Annotated in this window: 15 protein-coding genes; 10 read left to right on the forward strand and 5 right to left on the reverse strand. The window is 64.2% G+C overall.

What is annotated here, in order from left to right:
• Positions 1 to 327: 327 nt before the first annotated feature.
• The 3 genes from E5671_RS01160 to E5671_RS01170 all read left to right on the forward strand — a co-directional run bounded on the left by E5671_RS01160 (position 328) and on the right by E5671_RS01170 (position 5,778).
• On the forward strand, positions 328 to 1,941 hold the full coding sequence (locus E5671_RS01160) for a stealth conserved region 3 domain-containing protein (protein WP_160501963.1): 1,614 nt from the start codon (positions 328 to 330) through the stop codon (positions 1,939 to 1,941).
• Between the two features lie 124 nt (positions 1,942 to 2,065).
• Positions 2,066 to 3,691 carry a stealth conserved region 3 domain-containing protein gene (locus E5671_RS46850; RefSeq protein WP_160501964.1) on the forward strand — a complete coding sequence of 542 codons (1,626 nt, stop codon included), beginning with the start codon at positions 2,066 to 2,068 and terminating at the stop codon, positions 3,689 to 3,691.
• Positions 3,688 to 5,778, forward strand: a complete 2,091-nt coding sequence (locus E5671_RS01170) for a glycosyltransferase (RefSeq protein ID WP_160501965.1) — start codon at positions 3,688 to 3,690, stop codon at positions 5,776 to 5,778. Before E5671_RS46850 ends, E5671_RS01170 begins: the two co-directional genes overlap by 4 nt.
• An 84-nt stretch (positions 5,779 to 5,862) precedes the next feature.
• On the opposite strand, the gene E5671_RS01175 is transcribed toward E5671_RS01170, so the two are convergent.
• Both E5671_RS01175 and E5671_RS01180 read right to left on the reverse strand, forming a co-directional pair.
• Positions 5,863 to 6,162 (reverse strand): helix-turn-helix domain-containing protein, encoded by a 300-nt coding sequence (locus E5671_RS01175; RefSeq protein ID WP_160501966.1) that lies wholly within the window; start codon positions 6,160 to 6,162, stop codon positions 5,863 to 5,865.
• Positions 6,163 to 6,233: 71 nt separating this feature from the next.
• Positions 6,234 to 6,869 carry a hypothetical protein gene (locus E5671_RS01180; RefSeq protein WP_160501967.1) on the reverse strand — a complete coding sequence of 212 codons (636 nt, stop codon included), beginning with the start codon at positions 6,867 to 6,869 and terminating at the stop codon, positions 6,234 to 6,236.
• 495 nt (positions 6,870 to 7,364) lie between these two features.
• Between E5671_RS01180 and E5671_RS01185 the strand changes: the two genes are divergently transcribed.
• From E5671_RS01185 to E5671_RS01205, 5 genes are all read left to right on the forward strand, one after another.
• Positions 7,365 to 8,024 (forward strand): response regulator, encoded by a 660-nt coding sequence (locus E5671_RS01185; RefSeq protein WP_160501968.1) that lies wholly within the window; start codon positions 7,365 to 7,367, stop codon positions 8,022 to 8,024.
• 448 nt (positions 8,025 to 8,472) lie between these two features.
• On the forward strand, positions 8,473 to 8,853 hold the full coding sequence (locus E5671_RS47250) for a roadblock/LC7 domain-containing protein (protein ID WP_160501969.1): 381 nt from the start codon (positions 8,473 to 8,475) through the stop codon (positions 8,851 to 8,853).
• 284 nt (positions 8,854 to 9,137) lie between these two features.
• The gene (locus E5671_RS01195) at positions 9,138 to 10,169 is read left to right on the forward strand and encodes a histidine kinase (protein WP_160501970.1); all 1,032 of its coding nucleotides are present in this window, start codon (positions 9,138 to 9,140) and stop codon (positions 10,167 to 10,169) included.
• Complete coding sequence (locus tag E5671_RS01200) at positions 10,154 to 10,876, forward strand: response regulator (protein WP_160501971.1); 723 nt, start codon at positions 10,154 to 10,156, stop codon at positions 10,874 to 10,876. The genes E5671_RS01195 and E5671_RS01200 overlap by 16 nt, the downstream gene beginning before the upstream one ends.
• A 248-nt stretch (positions 10,877 to 11,124) precedes the next feature.
• On the forward strand, positions 11,125 to 13,122 hold the full coding sequence (locus E5671_RS01205; protein ID WP_160501972.1) for a hypothetical protein: 1,998 nt from the start codon (positions 11,125 to 11,127) through the stop codon (positions 13,120 to 13,122).
• 429 nt (positions 13,123 to 13,551) lie between these two features.
• Here E5671_RS01205 and E5671_RS01210 read toward each other — a convergent pair whose 3' ends face one another.
• The gene (locus tag E5671_RS01210; RefSeq protein WP_160501973.1) at positions 13,552 to 14,271 is read right to left on the reverse strand and encodes a peptidoglycan-binding protein; all 720 of its coding nucleotides are present in this window, start codon (positions 14,269 to 14,271) and stop codon (positions 13,552 to 13,554) included.
• Between the two features lie 57 nt (positions 14,272 to 14,328).
• Complete coding sequence (locus E5671_RS01215) at positions 14,329 to 14,985, reverse strand: sigma-70 family RNA polymerase sigma factor (RefSeq protein ID WP_160501974.1); 657 nt, start codon at positions 14,983 to 14,985, stop codon at positions 14,329 to 14,331.
• Between the two features lie 464 nt (positions 14,986 to 15,449).
• Between E5671_RS01215 and E5671_RS01220 the strand changes: the two genes are divergently transcribed.
• Positions 15,450 to 16,028 (forward strand): hypothetical protein, encoded by a 579-nt coding sequence (locus tag E5671_RS01220; RefSeq protein ID WP_160501975.1) that lies wholly within the window; start codon positions 15,450 to 15,452, stop codon positions 16,026 to 16,028.
• A gap of 544 nt (positions 16,029 to 16,572) precedes the next feature.
• Entirely contained in the window at positions 16,573 to 16,764 is a 192-nt protein-coding gene (locus E5671_RS01225) for a YegP family protein (RefSeq protein WP_160501976.1), read from the forward strand.
• A 69-nt stretch (positions 16,765 to 16,833) separates the two neighbouring features.
• Here the strand turns inward: E5671_RS01225 and E5671_RS01230 are convergent, their stop codons facing one another.
• On the reverse strand, positions 16,834 to 17,604 hold the full coding sequence (locus E5671_RS01230; RefSeq protein WP_160501977.1) for a class I SAM-dependent methyltransferase: 771 nt from the start codon (positions 17,602 to 17,604) through the stop codon (positions 16,834 to 16,836).
• Between the last annotated feature and the right edge of the window lie 888 nt (positions 17,605 to 18,492).

Consider the following 18,492-nt stretch of genomic DNA (forward strand, 5'->3'; position numbering starts at 1 on the left):
GCCCTACAAGCAAGCGGGCTGATGCGATAGACGAGTGTTTCTCCAGGAAGGTGAATGGTGGCCCGGTTCCATGCGGATGTGAGAAATCCTGAAACGTGCAGGGCAGTGCGGTGGTACAGGCATCGGGTTCCAGTGCCTTTACGCGCATGGGTTGCCGAACGGGTGCCGCCATACGTGCGTCTCCGGGCAAAACGGTACCTGGCAGCCGTTATCGGCGTGCTGGGAGCGCAGGTACAAGCAACCCTGGGGCGAGGGCGGGGGCACCGCCGACGTGCGCATCTGCGCGGAAGCGGCTACCGGGTATCGACCCTTGGAGGCCGCCTGCGTGTGTGCTCCGTGGTGGCGGACGGGCTGACGCCCGCGCTGGCGCGAGAGCGGAACCTGCTTTCGGTGTGCCGTGCCTTCGAAGGTGCCGGGATCAGCTATTTTCGGGTGCGCAACACGTCGTTCCAGTCCACTTCTGTGGGCGTTTGCGCAGCAGACAGAGGCGCTGCCACGAGGGTGCTGCGTGCGCTGTGCGCCATGAACCTAGGCTATGTGTCCGCCACCGTGCCCGGGGCGAGATTGCAGCTGATTCCTGGCTATGCGTCACGTTCTTGGAAACGTCTGCAGGACGCTCCGGTCGTACGTGTGACGCGGTTTATGTGTGACCCTTCCGGCGGATCATTAATGGGGCATGAATTCGGGTGCGATATTGAGTTCTGGGACAGAGACGGCGAAGGGCGTTTGACTGCACCGCGGCCCAACATGGTCGCCGACAGCGTCCCGGCGGCCCAACGCCTGGTGCGGGTGCCGGCCACGTGGCCTGGCACGGTAGCGGCCCGCAGCGATGAGGAAACATCACGGACTGTGGCGACTTCCCCACTGTTCATGGTGGATCTGCCGGAGGACATCCTCTTCCCCATTGACGCGGTCTACACATGGGTAGATGACTCCGACCCACTATGGAGTATGCACCGAAGCATGTCGCAGACGCTTCCGGAGATGCGCGCCTGCCACGAGCTTGCCACCGCCGACGCGCGGTTCAGAAATAGGAACGAGCTGATGTATTCGCTGCGTTCTCTGGATCAGTACGCACCATGGATTAGAAATGTTCACGTAGTGACATGCGGACAGCGGCCCGACTGGTTGAATGCCGCACACCAGCGCATTCATCTCGTGGACCACAAGGAAATCTTCCAAGACCCAGGCGTACTGCCCACTTTTAATTCGCATGCCATCGAGAGTCAACTGCACCGCATTCCAGGGCTCGCCAACCATTTCATCTACTTCAATGACGACACTTTTCTTGGGAGGTTCCTGAGAGCTGACATGTTCTTCCTGTCCAACGGGACGGCAAAGTTTTTCCCTTCGTCCGCGAAGATCCCTTTCCCCGGAGTCACATCAGACAGTAACGCCGACCCGGTAGTGACCGCCGGCGCGAACAACCGTGAGCTTGTCCGTAGGGCATTCGGTAGAACCATCACGCGAAAAATGAGACATGTCCCACATGCGCTTCGAATTGATGTCCTGGAAGAGCTCGAAGAACGCTTCCCTGAAGAATATCAGCGCACCGCGTCATCGGCATTTCGTCATCCCAGAGATATCTCTGTCGCTTCATCTCTGCACCATTACTATGCCTACCACACAAACCGTGCGATTCCGGGAATCATGAAGTATGCCTATGCGGACCTAGGGGATGGGAACCTGGAACGCCGCCTGAACCTGCTCCTTGGGGAGCGAAATCTGGATGCATTCTGTCTTAACGATACGGGAGACACCGGCAGGAGCCCCCAAGAACGTGAAGATCTCGTCCAGGGGTTCCTGGAAGCATACTTTCCGGTTCCCAGCCCGTTTGAAGAGAGATTGGCTCCTTCAGGGCGAGGCGTGCCTCCGAAGCAGCTGGCTGCGGGTTCCCTCGTCTATCAGAGACCTGAGCCGTCCGGCGGAACAGCGAGATGACGACCTGCTGCTAGACGAATCCAGGACTCACGCTCGGCAGTGCCCTGGGCGAGCAGCTATGTGAAATCAGAACGTTCTGGCCCAGTAGTCGGACGTGCGGTATGAACCAGAGGAGTATCTTGTGGTGGCTTTCCCTCAAGCGGCAGAGTCCCACGCCCCCCATGCGGTGATCTCACCCACCGGCCCAGCGGTGAACCTAACGGTGGACATGTCGCCGCGCGCGGTCCATGTCTGCGAGGGACTCACTCCCCTGGGAGCACGCGAGTTGAACCTCCGCGCTGTCCAACGAGTACTGGACAGCGCAGGTATCGGCTGGTTCGCGGTGCGCAGCAGGGATCACCTGGCTTCCGCGCTCGGTGTGGCAGCCGAGGAGAAGACAACAGTACTGGGGGCCCTGCGGGAAGAATTGACCCTCACCGGAGGCTACCTTGCGTACGCCGACAGAGGGGGGTCCTCCACACCGCGGATCGTAGCCCCAGACGAGACCGCCGCCTGGCACCGGCTCTGTCAGGCCGGCACGGTAAGAGTCGTCTGGTTCCGCAGCGTGCCGAGCCACACCCTTTTCTACGGATGGGACAGCGGTTGCGATCTCGAATTCTGGCCAGAGGATCCCGAAATCACTGATCGACTGATCGCGCCGCGCCGGAACCTCGTCTGCGATGCCGTGTCCCGGCGACACGATCCCATTGTGCTGCCGGGAGAGCGCTTTACTCCCCTGGCACGGCCCGTTGTGAACGAAGAGCGCGGGACGCTGCGGCCGATACGGACACGGCGGGAGTTCGACGTCACGCACACCGATGAGATCACGTTCCCCGTGGACGCGGTCTATACATGGGTCGACGGAATGGACCCGAAGTGGCAGCGGAGGCGGGCAGCGACTCGCGGGGAGAACTATCATGAAGAGTCCGGCAGTATCGCACGCTACATCTCTCGCGACGAGCTGAAGTACAGCCTCAGGTCCATCCACATGTTCCTGCCCTGGATCCGGAACATCTATATCGTGACCGACCGTCAGACTCCGCACTGGTTTGACCACGCGAACGGGCGCGCTCGTATTGTGGACCACACGGAAATCTTCAGGGACCCGAGGAATCTTCCGACGTTCAACAGCCATGCCATCGAGAGCCAGCTCCACCACATCGAAGGACTGTCAGAGAACTTCATCTACTTCAATGACGACATGTTTATCGGCCACCCAGTCCCTCCGAGTGCATTCTTCCATTCGAATGGAGTGGCCAAGTTCTTCTCCTCGCCCGCCATGGTTCCCCACGGGGACGCTGATCCAAGCGAAGTCCCCACTTCGGTGGCCGCGAAGAATAACCGAAGACTCATTGAGGCGAGATTCGGCAAGAGGATTATTCACAAGTTGAAGCATATCCCTTACGCTCTCCGGCGCAGTGTCCTCTGCGATATCGAGCGAGAATTCCCTGACGATCATTCCCGGACAGCGGCGAGTAAGGTTCGCAGCATGAGCGACATTTCCATCGCGTCATCCCTGCACCACTACTATGGGTTCCATACCGGGCGATCCATGCCAGGCAGCCTCCGGTATGGATATATCCAACTCGACGACGACACCATTCGTCAAAAGCTTGACAGAGCGCTATTCCGTCGCGACCTCGCCGCGTTCTGCATCAATGATTCAGCAAGTGATCCTGGTGAGATCGAAGCGCAAGGACGTCTTATCTCCGAATTCCTGGAGTCCTATTTCCCAGTGGTAAGCCCCTTTGAAAAAACGGAAGCTTCGTGAAAATCACATACATCGTCGAGACCGTGTCGAGAACTGACGAAACGATCCGCCCTGTCTTACATCTCGCTAATACCTTGGCAACTTCTCATGACGTGAGGATCGCCTCTGTATTCGACAGGAGAGGCGAAGCGACTCCTGACGTCAGTAGCCAGATCGCGATTCTCCCCCTCAGTGAGACCGTGCTCCAAACTGACGACCCGGTGAACGAATGGTCCAGGCAGCCCTCCGAGCTCATCCCCCCCGACGAGCCGTCGTACAGGCACTTCACCAGAGTCGACGACGAGCATGTCCGACGCTTCCTGACACGCTGCGATTCCGATGTCATCATCGGCACGAGCCCTGGCCTGAACCTCTGTGTAGCCCGGCTCGCTCCGGAGAGAGCAGCCAAGGTCGCTCTGGAGCGCAGGCCATACGACGAGACCCCCGCGGGGGTGCGCGACGGTATGCGCGCACATTACGGCCGCATTGATGCAGTCGTGACCCACACCGAGGCCGACGCGGCGGCGCGCCGTGAGGCTTTGGAACACCCCGGACTTCTCACCCTCGCCATCCCCAACGCTGTGCCCGCAACATCGTTTCCTCCCTCACACACCGACTCACGCATCGTCATGGCGTCCGGACAGCTCAGCGACGCCAACCGCTACGACGTCCTCATCCGTAGCTACGCCCGCATCGCCGCCTCCTTCCCCGACTGGCAGTTGCGCATCCATGGAGCCGGACCGCTGCGCCGCGACCTGCTGCGCCTAATCAGCGAACTCGGCCTGCACAACCATGTCTTCCTCATGGGTCGCACCGATCCCATGCATGCCGAATGGGCAAAAGCGTCCATCGCTGTCTCGACGTCACAGCGTGACCCCTTCGGCCTCTCTCTGGTCCAAGCCATGCGCGCGGGGCTCCCCGTCATCGCCACTGACTGTCCGGCCGCCCCAGGAGAGATCATCCGTCATGGCGTCGACGGCTACCTGGTTCCCTTGCACGACATCGAGGCCATCTCCCGCGCGCTTACTGTGTGTATGGGCTCCCCCGCACAGCGCAAGTCTGTGGGTGCATCCGCCTATGCGACATCCCGGCGCTTCGACCCAGAACGCATCAAGGACCAATACCAAGACCTTTTCGCGAAAATCACCGCTGGCCGACGGACCAGCATCGCTCGCCTGGCCAAATTCACACAGTCCCTCATCGACCCCCGCCAGACTGGCACGGTTCCCGCCTTTAACCCTCCCCTGCCCCAGGCCGGATCCACCACATGCACCGTCGGCGCGGATGGGACCATCACAATCCGGCCTGCCCTCAGTCACCGTGGCCAAGCCGTGTACCTGCGCAGCAGGAGGCGGGATACGCCACGCGAAACATCCTGGCTCCGCTTCCCCTGCCGGCCCATCCCAGGGAGCCCCCGCGCACTGCCACCGGCCGCAGCTATCGGCCCGGTTGACATCTTCCGCCTCGGTGAAGGCCGGTGGGACCTGTTCACCGATAACGGACATGGTTCACGCATCCGTCTTACCGCCGACGCCATCGATAGCCGCGGCGCACTTCAAGCGGCACTACGCCATCACCACGGTGAGGTGACTCATGCCGTGCCCTACGCCACCGAAGACGGCCACCTGGCCATTCGCTCATGGCGACGTCTGCACCACGTCGAAGTCACCGGGATCGACTACCAGCGCACCGCGATTGTCGTACACGGTCGTTACATCGGTGAATGGGGTGAGACGAGCGCCCCCGATCTCGTGCTGCAGCGCCGGCAGCAGCCCAGAACAACCCTCGTCGTACAGGACGTCACTTCCCACGAACAGTCGTTCCACTGCCGCATTCCAGTTGACGAGCTGATGCATCGCCGTATCCTCCGTGAGGAGAACTGGGACCTGTTCCTGAGGGATGAGAAAACCAACTGCAATTCACGGATAGGGCGTCTGCTCGACGACAGTCCCAACCGCAAGCTAACGCATCGGTTCCCTGAGCTTGTCGTCGAAGAACCTGGCGCTGTCGACCTCTTCCATTACAGCGAGGACGCGCCTCGAGTTGCCGTCCGCCCCTACTACACCGCCGACAACGATCTATCCATGGTCGTTACTGAACTGGAGTAGTGGCGCGCCGTCACCGCAGACGATGGCCCCCGCACCGGGGGCCGTTCGCCTGACCAGAAGCGCTGCTCCGGGCTCATTGCCAGCTCAACAGCTCCGAATGGCGCCCGCCGGACCGGCGTTGTCGCCCACGGGCTCCGCCCCTGCCCCTTCGCACATGCTCGGCCATCGCACCGTTTCCGCCTCCAGCAAGTCGTTGACCGTGCAGTCCAAGGCGGCGCACATCTGGTCCAGGTCGTCCAACCTCACCGTGATCGGCCTGTTGGACCACAGGGCGGCCACCTTGCTCGGCGACGGGTTGAACCCAACCCCTGCGAAGGCAGCGTGCAGCTGATCGGACCGCCAGATGCCCTGCCGGGCTGCGACCCGGCGCAAGTTCCACTTCACCGCTTCACATCTCCAATCTCATTCGGCGGTTCCTCGACCTGGCACACCCCCATCGGTGTGGACCCATGCAGCTACGCCCCGGGGCCGTCCTGCCGCGGGATGACCTCGAAGGGAAATTCGGGGAGTTGGAATTCACCAGCCGGCAAACGGTTCGCATGAGGGTCGCGTCCCACCCCGTCGTAGTGCTCATGGCTCATCCGCAGGAAGACGGTGATCTTGTACTTGCCGGAAGGGAGGGGAGCAAGCGGGCGTGAGGCAAAGGCGGTGCTCTCAAGCTCATCTCCCCGGACGATGTCTTGCAAGACTTCCGGGCCGAAGATGAAGGACTTTTCTTCTCTGCCATTGTCCAGGACTGCCCGAGCGCCACGAAGTTTGGCCTGGAAGTCGAGCATCGGGGGCACGTTCCGCCCAAATGCGGGGCTGTAGTTCTCCGGGTAGACGGCCTTCTTGCCGTCGGCGGCTGTACGCCACCCGGGGAGGGACAGGACCCACTTCTCCCCGGCTGATACCTCGTGGCAGCGGGGGTGGCCAACGATCTGCTCCTGGATCGAGAGGTACTCGTTCAGGTTTGTCCCGTAGCGGTCCACGCAGTTGGCGTGCGCGGGGGGTGCAGTCCGCTTCGCACTGTCGCCAGGCGCGCGCGTCCAGTCCTGAGCCTGGCTCGTGCCGCCCACGGCGGCCAGCGTCGTCAGCAGAGCGGCGGACACCGCGACGGTACGGGTTTGAACTAATCTCATAGGTAATACCTTTCGGCAACAACGAAGGTGTCTTTATCGCCGCATTCTGGGCAATAGAGCCCTGTTTCGCGGAGCTTAACGGATGGGCAGAACGCCTTTTCCGGACACGCCGGTTGGCCTCAATCGTTCGAGAAGCCTCGACGGGTTCTTGACGGGTCTCTTCGCCTGCACAGTGCGGCCGCTCAGGGACCAGACCGGCGCAGCCGTCGCTTCGGGGCCGTCGGCCGGCCCTCGAACTTCATGATCGTCTTCCGCGCCCGCCTGCGCCTCGCTCCGTGCGCTCCGTGCGCTCCGCCAGGACGTTGGTCCTTGACGTTCAGGACGTTGGGCCCCTGTTTTGGCACTTCTGTTCCGAAATACCTTCTTGCCCTAACCTGATGATTTCTTCGTTGGGTTTACACAGTAATGTCGGCGCAGAGAGTTTCTAGCCCTGAAGGGAGTTGAGGTGACAAGGTGACCTCATCAGTGCTGATCGCTGACGATCACTCCACGGGCAGATCAGAACTGCGGCACCTGGTACAGACCATTGCCGCGTTCACGGTGATCGCAGAGGCGTCCGACGGTGCCGAAGTGCTCGAGCAGACCAGGATGTACCGACCCGACATCGTCTTGATGAACTTATGCATGCCGCGCATCGACGGCGTCACCGCCACCGCACATTTGGTGCGCTTCACCGATCCGCCCAAGGTGCTTATTCTGACAGGTTCAGACGTCGACAGTCGCTTACTGGACGCCCTGAATGCGGGCGCCAGCGGTTTCCTGGACAAGAGCTTGTCCCCCCACCTACTCGAAACAGCGATGCATACCGCGCTCACTGGCGGCCGCGTGATGACGCCCGCGGCATGGGACAGCCTGATCCAGCGAGCGTCCGCTTCCGCGCCCGGCCTCGACAAGGCGGCACGTGACCGGCTCGCCCAACTCAGCAGTAGCGAGCACCGTGTGCTCGAACTGATCGGAGCAGGCCTCAGCAACGCTCAAATCGCGCGACGGCTGTATCTGTCCCACACAAGCGTGAAGACATATGTCTCACGCACCCTCACCAAGCTCAACTTGGGCAACCGCACCCAGGCAGCCATCTTCGCCTGTGAAGCAGGCGTTTCGAGTGTCCACTGCGAAGCCGACTGAATGAGGTGCCCGGGCCGGTCCCCCGCGCTTGCCGTCGCCCGCCGAGTCACCCTTTGGCGCGCTGGAGTTCACCTTTGCCGACAACCGTTATGCGTGATCTTCCGTACCGTGGGCATCAACCCCCGACTCACAATGGCGCAGGCTGACCTGCCGCGCCGGTCTCAGGGAGCTCGAAACGCTCTGGTGCGTGCACTTCCCGCGGCCACGGATCACGTGCTCGTGGACCTGGGCAAGGAGCAGTCTTCGTACGCCGAAGGAGAGCCGTACAGTGGCCATTGACACAGCGGAGCCAGACAGCGAGTCGCCCCCTAGCTCCGCGTCCCGCAGTCCAATCTCGCGCTCCCCTTCAGGGCGGAACGTCTACCAGGACGACCCGGTGCCGCACGAGGCAGGGCCCCCCGCCGTCACGCCAATCGTTCCTGCTCTTCCAGGTGATCTCCAGTGGCAGGTGGGGGACTTCGTCGAGACCACAGGAGGTGTGCGGCACGCCTTCGTGCTGTCACCCGCTGGACAGATGCTGGCGTCCTCGGGCGCGCTGGACCGGGAGCAAGCGGAACAGTTCGCCACCATGGTGTTCACCCTCGGTGTCCTTGCCCAGAGCCTGGATACGGTTTGCGGCGCTGGCCGAGCCCGCCGGACGCTGATGAATCTGAGCAGCGGCGTTCTGTGCCACATGGCGCTCCCCAGCGGCTTCTTCCTCGCCGTGGTGGCCCAGTCCGGTGGCAATAGCCAGCAAGTCGGCCACGAGGCAACCTGCCTCGCAGACCGCGTCGGACCCATCCTTGCGCCCGAGATTCGAGCGGAGCCGCATAATCGGCTGCTTGGCTGACCGGAAATCTGCCCGGCCATCTGTTCAGCGCTCCCGGGGCAGCCGTCTTCCAGTGGAAGCGCACCAGCCTCCCCTATTCACCCACAACAGCGGAATACGAAGCCACCAAGCACATGCGTGTCAGAATCTACGATTGGCTCCGCCGTTCCTTCATGGGGAGCGAGGCGGAACCAGCCCGGCGGTGGGCTTGGGACATCGGCATCGTACTGCTCGCATCACTCGCGGGTGCCACCCACTTATCAGAGGCGCCCGGTAGCGCTGTAGCGCACGCGTCGGGCGTCTGTGTGGCCATCGAGTTAGGGACGGCAGCAGCGCTGCTGCTGCGCCGCCTGCTCCCCGAGCTGTGTCTGGCCGTGGGGCTGGCGGCCAGTTCGTCCGCAGGCGCACGCACCTCATTGATCGCCGCAGCCTATGCGGTCGCCTGCTACGGCGGCCGGATGCGCTATGCGGTCCTGGTTGCGGGAACAGGCGTCTACCTGGTGGTCCAACATCTGACGGGCTCAGCCGATGGGATCGTCCAGCTGTGCCACCGCACGAGCCTCGATCTGGTCCTTCCCGCCGTCTTCGGCGGGCTGATGCGATACCAGCGCGTTCTCAATGCCGCCCTGCGCGAGCGGTGTGCCCGGATGGCAGACGCCATGGACGACGTGACGCGGTTCGCGTTACTCGAAGAGCGAACGAGGATCGCGTTCGACCTCCATGACCACTTAGGTCACCAGGCCACCTGTTTGGCATTGCGGGCGGGGGCGCTTCAACAGATGCCGGGGCTACCGGCCCAGGCGCGGCAGGCCGCCGAGGCGGTGCTCGAGGCGGCCCGCCACATGCTGGGAGATCTGCGCACGCTGCTCGAGGCGATGCGTGAGGGGAAGCCCCAGCACAACCTTCTGGGGTCCCGCACCAACTCTGCCGAGTTCCTGGCCACACTGGTACGCAACATGGCGTCGACCGGCATGAACGTGCACTGCCGTGTGGACGGCGCACCTCAGCTGCTGTCACTGCCTCTGGAGCAGCTGCTCCATCGCGCCTGCCGAGAAGCTTTCACCAACATCGTCAAACACGCGCCCGGAGCAACCGTCGACGTCTGCCTCTCATACCAACAGGAGCAGGTGACACTCGCGATACGCAACGGCCTGTCCATCGGTACTGCGCCAGTTCACAGCTCCGGAAGGATGGGCCTGGCAGGACTGGGATCGCGGATCGCTGAAGCCGGTGGTCACCTGTCGGCCGGCCCCTGGCCCGGCGGGGGCTTCAGCTTCCAGCTGGTTCTCCCCACCGGCGCGGACGGGGAGGGCAAGGAACAGTGCGTATTCGCATAGCGGTGATAGATGACCAGGTCATTGTCCGTGCGGGACTGAGAACACTGGTGGAGTGCGCCGAAGGGTTCGAGGTGGTAGCCGAAGCCAGCGACGGCACCCAGGCGCTGCCCCTCGTCGAGGCCCTCCGTCCCGATGCCGTGCTGATGGACCTGAGCATGCCCCGTCTCGACGGCGTCGAGGCCACCCGGCAGCTGATGCAGTTGCCCAACCCACCCCACGTCCTCATCCTCAGTGTCTACGGCACCGACACTCGGGTGCTGGACGCACTCAGGGCGGGAGCATCCGGATTCTTACTCAAGGACCTGCACCCGCAGGAGCTTTTCGCGGCGCTGCGCACTGTCGCGGCAGGCGGGCGAGTGATCGACGCCGACGTCCTGGCCCGGCTGATACGGCAGGCCTCCGAACGGACACCGGCCCGGGCCGGCGCGATGGACAAGAAGCTGTGCACGCTGAGTGAGAGTGAACGCCGGGTGCTCGCCCTTGTGGGGGCAGGCCTGACCAACGCGGAGATTGCCGACAAGCTCAACTGGTCCCGCTCGAGCGTGAAGACGTATGTCTCGCGCAACCTTGACAAGCTCGGCGTGGAAAGCCGGACCCAGGCAGCGCTCCTTGCCTACAGGTCCGGGCTGACTGCGTCGGAAGCGGAATGTCTCGCCGAGCAGCCACCTGCGGACCGGTTCCGCAGGACGATCAGGGATTCCCCATAGCCAGGAGTGCTCCGATGCCAGAGTTCGACAGCCTCGCAGTGAGCCGTACAAGCCGCGCCAGGCCACCGGCACACGCAGGGGCAGTCCCTCACCCCACGGTGCACCCCGGCCTGGAGGCCGCGCGCTCCGCGGACGTCCCACCCAGAATCGACCGACAACTCCTGGAGTGGTCCACCGGACGCCCGGGGCACACCAGCCGGCGCGAAATGGCTCTCCATCAAGCAGCGAGCCCCCCGGATGCTGACCGGATGCCCACACTCTGCCGCACCCTGGAGCAGGTATCCGAGGGCGTGGGGAACGCCCTCGGGCTCGTCGCCGACCACGCGCACCAGACGGAGGAGGTAGTGCATGAGGCCTTGGGACGTGCCCTGACTGCCCTTGCCTACCAGGGGCCGGCAGCCTGCGCCCAGCAACTAGGAGCCCGGACAGCCCAGGCCGCGGCGGAAACTTCCGCGTGGCTCACGGCCCTGCCCGACCGCCGAATCGCGGAGCTGCTGCCGCTCCCCCCTGTTGTCTGTGCCCTGCTGCCCCCTCACACGCTGGCCACGCTGCTCCAGGCGGTGCCCGGTGCAACGGCCCAGGCCGCGGCAGCCCTGCGGGACGGTGCCGCGTCGGCGGAGGAGGCGGTGCATGAGGCCTTGGGGCGTGCCCTGACCGCCCTCGCCTACCAGGGGCCGGCAGCCTGCGCCCAGCAAGTAGGCAACTCCCTGGAGGAGGTGTCGCGTTGGGCGGGTGGATCACTGGCCAGGCTTCCCGCCTCCGCCCAGCAGGCTCTCTTCGACGCCGTTCCGCTGCCGCGGTGGTGTACCCGTGTAGTGCTGCGGTGGGCGGCCTCGTATGCGGCCGCGTCCTTCTACCGCACGGCCTGCCAAGCCGGGCAGACAGCGACTGCCATCACCGGTGAGCTCAGTGCTGAAGCCGTGAGGATCATGGGTGTGGTGGAGCGGGAGCTGCGCCGTTTCGCGATCCCGGTCGCTGGCGGTGCGGCTCCGGATGCTCTTGCCGGAACCGCGGGGGGCCTGCAGCTGACTGGGGAGCAGCGTCGGCAGGCCGAGTTGAGGGCCTTCAGGGCCACGCTGCTGGGGATGGGCCTGGACGAAGTCCAGGATCTCATCAGCGAGTTGGCATCGAGCTCGGATCCGCTCGACATACCCCGGCTCGCCACCGCCCGGCAGTTTCTGACCCTCCAGTGGGCTGCCGCGGCGGGAGGCTCCGAACCGTATCTGGACAGTCTCGAACCTGAACGCGCGAGACTGCTCGAGCAGTTTGGCCGGCTGCGCCAGAAGCAGCTCAAGACCACCCCCTCGCGGGTGCTTCCTCTGGCCGTGCTGCCCGCTCGGTACCGGGACAAGCACCTCCGAGAGAAGGACGAGTTCGGCGCAGCTCGCGCACGGCTGGAGGAGATCGAGGCCACCCGGGCGACCGTCCTGCACAGCGAGGAAGAGATCACCGGGCTGCGGGCTGTCATCGCGCATGTTCAGGGGCCCAACGCGAACAACTTGGAGAACCTCAAGCCGTACGAACTCGCGGCGTGTGAACGTCAATTGCAGGAGGCAGTCGCTGCTGCCGAGGGCTACGCGGACACCGCGTGCCTGCGCTCCTTGCTTGACCGTGTGCGCAGAGAACCGGACGCACGCTCAATGTTGAACGTGGTCCGCGCACGGGGCGTTGTCGCGCTGTATGCGAGCAGGGAGGAGATGGGCCGGCTGGTTGCGATCTACGAGACCGAGCGGGCGAAGTACACGCCGAACTGGCTGGAGCGAGCCGGCCTGTGCGCCCACGATCCCGATCGCGCGGCGCTGCTCGACCGGCTGACGGAACAGCTCAAGGAGGCACAGGCGATGGCCGTGGAGTATGCGGCTCTGCTGTCCCTTTACCAGTCACCTGAGTACACGCAGCGGACCGCCCGGGCGGAAGCCCGTCTGAAAACCTTCCGCGACCATGATTTCCACCAGCTCCTCAGCAAGGAGTACGAGGAGGCCGCTGACCGTGTTGTCGCGGCCGCCGGCAACAGTTCGGTGCTGCTGGAGTGCGCGGGCACGCTCCTGGAGTGGGCGCGTGGAGCCCGTCCAGATGGCCTCCGCCGCGCGCATACGGCCATCCTGGAAGGTATGGCCGAGCAGCTTCCCCACCTGGTGGCTGCTGCGGGACCTTTCTACGCCGAGCGGGTGGACTTCGCGTTCCTTTTGCAGGCGGTAGAAAAGGAGTTGGCCCGTCGACGCACGGATCCAGCCGCACCTTCGTAACCTGCGGAGCTGGAGATTTTCGTGGGCCCCAGACACGCCGGTGATCAAATGGACTAAGGTCAAGGAATGTCCTTCGTCTACTGACAAGGCGCTTGGATAATAAGCAGCATGTGCTACTCCGCTTACCAGACCGCTGGGCGTGGGAGAACCTGCACCACGACCATGCCTACTCTTTATGGTGAGGCGATCCCCAACCTGCGGCCAGACTCGTGTTCGGCATGCGGCCGCGAGCTTTCCAGGCTCTCGGGGTGGGCAATCCGGGGCCCGGACGGCTGGACCACGTATTGCGCTGGATTCCTCTTATGCGCCGACACCGCACGCCAGGTGAAGCATTGTTCAGGAATTTGATGCTCCAGACTCTCCCGCCCCGTCAGGCGGTCCCTGAACGCAGCCCACGGAATCGCGCCTCCTTCAGGAGCACGGAGAGGCTCAAGCAAGGCTCTCCGAGCGAAAGGAAAAGAGCCGCGTCCAGGTCTCCATGGTGGGATAGCCATCGGCGGCCGCGCCACGCCACCCTAGTGCGAGCTGATAGCGGGTACAGGCGTAACGAAGGCCGTCGTCCCAGGTGCGGGCCACATCGAGAGCGGGATCGTCGTCAAGGAGAGCGCGTTGGTCATCGGCGCCGCCGTGGGTGATGAGCCGCAGACGCAGCATGAGCACCCAGACGTTGGCCTGTCCCGGTCCAAAGTGTTCGGCCCCGGGGAAATCAGGAACAGGAAAGGGATCGACACTCTCGCCGCTGCTCGGGTGATGGTGAGTGATCAAGTGGCTTTGATTATGCACCACATCGCACCCGTAATCATTGACGAGGAGACGCCAGGTTTCAGCGTCGGGAGTGCCCGTCGCACGATGCGCTTCCCAGCCCTGCGCGCGCTGAAAAGCCATGCAGGCCTGGCGATCCTCAACAGTCCATTCACTGGTGACAGGCATCGTATAGAAATCACCGGCGCCGCGATCGATCAGCATGGCGCGCAGGGTGCCGACATAAGGGTTCTCGGCCCCGAGGTGAAAGAATCGGATTCCGGGGAACTCCGTGAGGTCATACTGCGGGGCGATGCCGGGCAGGAGGGCGGCGCGTTCGGGAGATGCGTCCGTGATGCGCGAAGCACGTCGGCGGAGCCAAAGGTGGCCGGTGAGTCGATACAGCATGGGTTCGATTCCTTAGCAGGTAGGGAAAGCGTGCTGAAGTCAGACGGCAGGGCGGGCTCAGTTGTGGGGATCGAACGAAGTGCTCTTTCGGTGACGGCGCAGGAGCATCTCGACGCTCTTCGTGGTGGTGTTGAGGCGGGTGGCAACTTCGCGGTGGGAGTAGCCGACCGCGACGTGAGCCAGTGCAGTGCGTGTACGGACGGGGGCTTTGGCCAGGACACTCAAGGCATCCAGATGCAAGGCGGCGGCCTGGTCGGGCCCGGGGTGCGGGTCCGGGAGGTCGGGAGTGCGGATGGCCGGGGCGAGGCAGGCGCCGGCGCGGTGTTCGCGGAGCCAGCGACGGTATTCGTTGGGGAAACGCATCAGGCACTGGCCGATGAAGTAGGTACGCAGGGAGGCGCCGCGCCCGGGATCCCAGGCGCTTCCGTGTTCGAGCTGCGCACGGAAGGCGCGGATGGCGACGGCCACGGTCAGACCAGCGAGTTCAGCGGCAGCGTCAGGGTCATCCCGCAGATCCGTGGCGGGCGCAAGCCGGATATGCAGGAGGCCGTCTATGCGGGCGAAGACGGTCCCATCGCCGATCCATGCGCGCAGGACCGAGTAGCCGTAACGAGCCAGGGTGTCATTGAGCCGGTCCCACTCCTGCGGGGTGGCGGGCAGGGCATCCGCCGTGCCGAGAGGGCACGGGGGCGTCGGAGCTAAGACGTGCGACACGGGGAGACTCCTTCACACTGCGGTCGAAACGGAGGCAGGGTGTACTGACGAAGTGGTGAGCGGCAGGGGCACGCGCTGTTGTCGGGACGGGCCCTGTCGCTCGACAGGCGCCCGGGAGTCCTGGTTGGGCGTGCATCGGCCCCTCCCAGGAAAGAGGTGGTGCGTGTGGCAGGCATTGACGATTCCTTCCTTGCCGCTCAGCGGCTCGGCCCGCGGTCAGGCGCCCCGGAGGTGCGCCATCCGCACAGATCAGGCAGGGCGCAGTCACTAGACCGCCGGGGCGCTGACCAGCCACGTCACACAGGTGGGCCGACACACCAACACCTGATGTAAAGTGACACACGTAACATAATCCAACGTTCGGATGGATGGCAACCGGACCCATCTGCGGACCCTGCGACCCGTCGCGATGGATCAGCGCTGCAGAATCCCGTCACCTGCGATTTGTGGGAGATTTACACCTGATGACGAATGACCTCCGCGAACTTGTCACCATGCGCCTGGCCGAACTCGGCAGCCCGGAACGCCCCTTGAGCTATCGCGCCGCTGCCGCACGCAGCTCCGGGAGAGTCAGCCATGGCACGATCGGCCGGATCGCCCGCGGCGATCACGCCGGGCTGCTCACCGGCGAAACCATCGACGGCCTGGCCCTGGCACTCGGCGTCCACCCCACTGTGGTCGAGCAAGCAGCAGGCATGTACCGCGAACGCCCGCTGGAGCCCTTCCACATGCCGGCCCGAGCCGACCGGCTCACCCGCCGCGAACGCGGCGTGATCCTGGCCATGGTCGATGCCCTGCTTGCCGCCGCGGAACAGGGACACTCCATGGAGCCCGCCGCGGCAACTGGACTGCCTCCGCAGAAGTACGCGACCCCCGACATCTACGCGGCTGCCGGCTCCTCGGCCCAGGACGCGTACGACCTGGTCGCCTATTCGGCGGACGGCAGCGGCAGCCTCTCCAAGGCAGACATGGAAACCATTCGGCGCCACGAGGAAGAGGAAGAGAAACGACGTCGTCAGGACGAGGACGTGGACGAGGACTGAGAGCCTGCCCACTGCCGACGCGGCGAAGAACGCAGCCCGCCGGGGTCCCGCTGATGCACAGGCGGCGCCTTAGAGGGGTGGCAGCTAGTGAGTAGGGCCCCGGTCATGCGCTGGCCCTTGCGTGCGGCTGGATGGCGGCCGAGCCCCTGGGGCATGCCTTCCGGCCCAGCAGAGAGGGGGCTGCGGCGGCATGGCCCCCGGCCCCGGGGGGTCACCGGGTGATCGTGAGGAGCTTTGCCCTCCCCTTTCCACTGACCGGCCCGGCAGACCGACAGGCCTTGGAGCAACGGTGGAGACCCAGCGGCGGGGTCATGTGTCGCGTGATGGCCCCCTCCTTCGAGGGCCAGGGTCCGCTTCCACTCCCACGGCGCCGACCCTAGGTCGGGCGACACCGCGGCTGCCTCCAGAACCAGAACCGTGAACTGTTCGCCGTACGTCTTTGTACAGCGTTGCCGCGTACGCCAACTTGCCCGCCTTGAAGCTGCGCGGAGCCCCACTCCGGCTTACCGTCGCCATGAGGGGGCATTTCGAAAGGTGACATGTTATGGCAGGCAAGTTCGAAATATACAAAGACAAGGCAGACAAGTACCGCTTTCGACTCAAGGCGGGCAACGGCGAAATCATCGCGGTCGGTGAGGCCTACGAGAGCAAAGCGTCGTGCATGAACGGGATCGAGTCCGTCAGGAGGCATGCTCCCGACGCGCACGTGGTCGATGGGGAGCGTGCGGCACCCTAGCGATCGGACAGGTTCGGGCCCCGCCGCGTGGCCCTCGGCGGGGCTGCCTTCCTGCGTGCCGTCAGGTATCTATCGCATGGCCACTACTACGGCGTCGGTGAAGGAAGCCCAGAGCGATGCGGCCTCAAGGAAGCCTGCGGAGCGAAGTTCCGCCACGTGCCATGCCGGCGTTGGCAGTTCCTCATCCGAGTGATCGCCTCCCGGGGCCGAGGGATCACCGAGCATGCGAAAGCGCTCCTCGGCGAACTCCCCCAGCGTTTCGTCCTTGGCGACCATCTGCCACCACCCCGGCCAGTCAAGCACGCCGGCGGACCTCAGCTGCGCTCGACGTTTCTCGTGATGGGATTCCTGGAGGATGTTGAGCCGAGGTGTACCGGAGGACGGCATGTGATCGGAGTTGAGAAACACGCCCCCCCGGCGGACCAAACGGGTCAGCTGTTGATAGAGCACGCGCAGCTCGTCCGTGCTGAGCCAGTGCATGGATGTGGCAGTCAGCACGGCGTCGTAGTCGTGGGCCGGAAGCTTGCTGAGCCACGCTTCGTCCCTCAGGTCAGCGGAAACGAACGCGGCCCGGCTGTCTTCCATAAAGCGCCCGCGGGCTATCGTCAGCAGGACCGGGTCCAGGTCAACTCCGGTGCACCGAGCGCCGGGGAAGCGCCGCAGCAACCGGTCAGTGAGGCTCCCAAGGCCGCAGGCCAGGTCGAGGACCCGCGGTTGCGGTCCGACCGCCTGCTCGACCTGGTCCAACAGGATCTGAAAGCGCACCTCTCGGTCCGGGACATACCACTCCTGCTGCCGATCCCAATTCTCATGCCACGCCTGCCAGTCGGTTCCAAACATAGAGCACCCTCCAGACGTTCAGCATCGCGATCGCGGAAACTCAAGCCAGTACAAGTGAGTGATGTATCGGTGTCCGGTGCACACACTCAAAAAGCGTCCGATCTGTTGAAAAGGGAGCGCTCATGCGCCCCTCTCGCGCGCAAACCTGGTAAAGCAGAGCGCCACGGTTCTCCCACATCGGATGCGTCGCGCGCACACACACCGAGCGGACCGGGTTCGCTCATCAAAGACATAGTCGACGGGCGGTGATTTGAGGCACCCGCCGGGTGTACGGGAGGGGCCCAGATGCTCACCTGTTGCTCGTTCCTGCTCGACCGGGAAAGCCCCGACACCCGGGACGCATACGGCAGTTCACCAGGTGGCGCGGCTAGCCCACCTGCCTGCCGTTCAAGCCAGTGGACCTTCCGCCACCCCGGGCAGCACAGGGGTTTGTGGCGGTGGATGTGGTGCAAGCGCTGCAACGTTGTCCGCTTGGGAATGAGAGGGCAGGGGGAATCCTGCCTGGCCTGCACGTGTAGTTGCGTCCCCGTCGATCATGTCCGCGCTGGGTGCGGATCCAGCAGGCGCGGAGAACAGCAGGCCTCCCACCATGTGGGCCGTACTTGTGCCACAGGTCAGACACCCGCCCCGCTCTGCATTCAGGCACCGCAGGACGCCCCTGACGCACCACGTCCCCGCGGGCGCATGGGCTCACTCATGTAACAACGCCACCTGGCTCGCAACTGTTGGAATCCCCCATACCGCTCTGGGGTCAAATCCGAACCACGGGGCCAAAAGGTCCACATCTTGTTGGAGGAAGCAGGCGCTGGGTATTCAGTTCATATCCGCGGTCACGCCACAGCAGTTGGAGGTGGCGCGAGCGCTGCACGAGGGGGCAGCTGAAGTCGG

It is taken from the genome of Streptomyces sp. BA2 (genome assembly GCF_009769735.1).
Classification (GTDB): Bacteria; Actinomycetota; Actinomycetes; order Streptomycetales; family Streptomycetaceae; genus Streptomyces.

Coding starts and splice junctions, on each gene's coding strand:
- E5671_RS01205 (WP_160501972.1), top strand. CDS start 11,125: ATGCCCACACTCTGCCGCACCCTGGAGCAGGTATCCGAGGGCGTGGGG.
- E5671_RS01210 (WP_160501973.1), bottom strand. CDS start 14,271: ATGCTGTATCGACTCACCGGCCACCTTTGGCTCCGCCGACGTGCTTCG.
- E5671_RS01220 (WP_160501975.1), top strand. CDS start 15,450: ATGACGAATGACCTCCGCGAACTTGTCACCATGCGCCTGGCCGAACTC.
- E5671_RS01225 (WP_160501976.1), top strand. CDS start 16,573: ATGGCAGGCAAGTTCGAAATATACAAAGACAAGGCAGACAAGTACCGC.
- E5671_RS01230 (WP_160501977.1), bottom strand. CDS start 17,604: ATGTTTGGAACCGACTGGCAGGCGTGGCATGAGAATTGGGATCGGCAG.